Raw genomic sequence first — 2,042 nt, 5'->3', positions numbered from 1 at the left:
CCGCAGCCACAGCCGGCTCCGCAACCGGCCCAGCCCGCTCACCAGCTGCAGCATGAGCAGCAGGCACCGCAGCCGCAGCCGCAGCAGCGCCCCCAGCAGCCTGCACAGCCCGCCCCGGAGCCGACCCGCCAGCAGCAGCCGCAGCCTCAGCAAGCTCAGCCGCAGCCGGCCCCGGCGCCCGAGTGGCCGAAGCAGTGGCCCGAGCAGCCGCAGCACGGCGAGTCCACGCGTTGGAGCGCGCCCAACGAGAACGAAGTCACCTCCCGCATCAAGCCGGTGCGTGACGCAGATGAGAAGCAAGCGATCAACGCGCTGACCAAGCAATCCGGCCAGCAGCAGGCGCAGCCGCAGTATGAGCAGCCGACACCGCAGCCGCAGCATGAGCAGCCGGCGCCGCACGTCCACCGCGGCCCGTCGTCGGACGCAGTCGCAGGTCGCGTCGGCTCGCACCGCGCGCCGGAGGGGCGTAACCCGCTGACGGATCTCATCCGCGAGCGCCAGGAAGAGCTCGACCGCGAGCGTGCCGAGCGCGAGCTCCAGCAGCGACAGGAGCAGGAAGCGCAGCAGCGCCGCGAACGTGAGGCGCGCGAACGTGCGGAGCGTGAGCGTCGCGAGGAAGAAGCTCGTCGCGCAGAGGAAGCACGCCTTGCGGAGCAGGAGCGCCGTGAGCAGGAGCGCCGTGAGCAAGAACGCCGGGAGCAAGAACGCCGGGAGGAAGAGGCCCGCCGTCGCGAGGCGGAGCAGGAGGCCGAATCCCGCGGGCGCCGCCGCGCGGACGAGAACCGCGACGGTGCGCTGACGGTCGCTGAGCTGCTCGCACGCAGCAAGAAGGGACGCTAGTGGGGGGACCGCGGCTGCGGGTGTGGGCGTCGGAAAGCGGAGAACTCGCGAGCGAACTCGCGCGCGTCGGGCACACGGTCACCGTCGACACGCCCGTTTCGGAGGCGGCGAACAACGATCTTTTGCTTATCGACGCCACCCCCTCCCTCATTTCTTCCCTCGAACCCCACGTCCGCCACGGGCAGATGGTGCTGCACACCTCGCTGCGTGACGGGGTGCAGGTGCTCGACCCGCTGGAGGTCCATGGCGCGGTGGTGATGGCTGCGCACCACATTTTCGACGATTTCTGGGTCACCGCCGCCGCCGACGAACTTGGCGACGCAACCGTGAACCTGCTCATCAGTGAGATCGGCGGCTCGCCCGTCCCGGTCACCGACGAACAGCGGCCCACGCTGATGGCTGCGCAGCGCCTGCGCGCGCTCGAGTACGAAGTGCGCCTCGACGCCTACAACCTGCTGCGCGGCGTGATTCCCGGCCTTGCGGTGAAGGCCGATGATTTCATTCACGGAGCAGACCGCCCCTACGCGTACCCCGAAGACGCGGCGACGCTGGAGATGATCCGCTCCGCCTTCGCTGACCCGGCGGCGCGGGAGTTGTACGAGGGGTTGGAGGGGCGTCGTCAAGCGCGAACCGGTCGGCCGTACCCTTGAAGATATGAGTTTTGAACCTGGTAAAGCTGTCGTGGTCGACGACCCCGCGCAGCTGGCGACGTACGGCCGAGCCTTCCGCAAGACCGGCAAGCGCGTGGTGCTCGTGCCGCTCGGCACAGGCCTGCACGCAGGTCACATCGCGCTGATCCGCGCCGCGAAATCGCTGCTCGGCGGCGTCGTCATGGTGACCTACAGCGGCGACGAGGTGCCCGACGACTTCGCGCGCGAGGGTGTCGACGTCGTCTTCCACGGCGACCTGCCCACCGACGTTCGCGTTGTGCCGCAGCTCGACCACCTCGAAGACCCGGCGCTTATCGCGCGGGCTGTCACGCGCACGATCGTCGCGATCAACGCCACCCACGCCACCGATGTCGTGGTGGGGGAGAAGGACTTCGAGGAGCTCGTCGCCCTCCAGCAGGCGGTCAGCGGATTGCGCATGGAGGTGTTGCTGCACAGCCTGCCCACCGTGCGCGCGGCGGGCGGCGTGGCCATGTCGCTGCGCAACGCCGACGTGTCCGAGCAATTCCAGGACGACGCCCTCGCCCTGTCCGC

General features: G+C 69.6%; 2 protein-coding genes and 1 pseudogene. All 3 read left to right on the top strand.

The window, feature by feature from the left end:
• Positions 1-840, top strand: a pseudogene (locus J5Y21_RS11555) (hypothetical protein); the annotation flags it as partial.
• Positions 840-1,490, top strand: a complete 651-nt coding sequence (locus J5Y21_RS11550) for a hypothetical protein (RefSeq protein WP_210576084.1) — start codon at positions 840-842, stop codon at positions 1,488-1,490. The pseudogene J5Y21_RS11555 and the gene J5Y21_RS11550, both read left to right, overlap by 1 nt.
• Positions 1,491-1,494: 4 nt before the next feature.
• A partial coding sequence (locus J5Y21_RS11545) for a pantoate--beta-alanine ligase (RefSeq protein ID WP_210576082.1) occupies positions 1,495-2,042 on the top strand: 548 nt, incomplete at its 3' end.

It is taken from the genome of Corynebacterium sp. Marseille-P3884 (assembly GCF_017942225.1).
Classification (GTDB): Bacteria; Actinomycetota; Actinomycetes; order Mycobacteriales; family Mycobacteriaceae; genus Corynebacterium.
The sequence above is the reverse complement of the archived record's forward strand: the minus strand, read 5'-3'. Positions and strand labels throughout refer to the sequence as shown.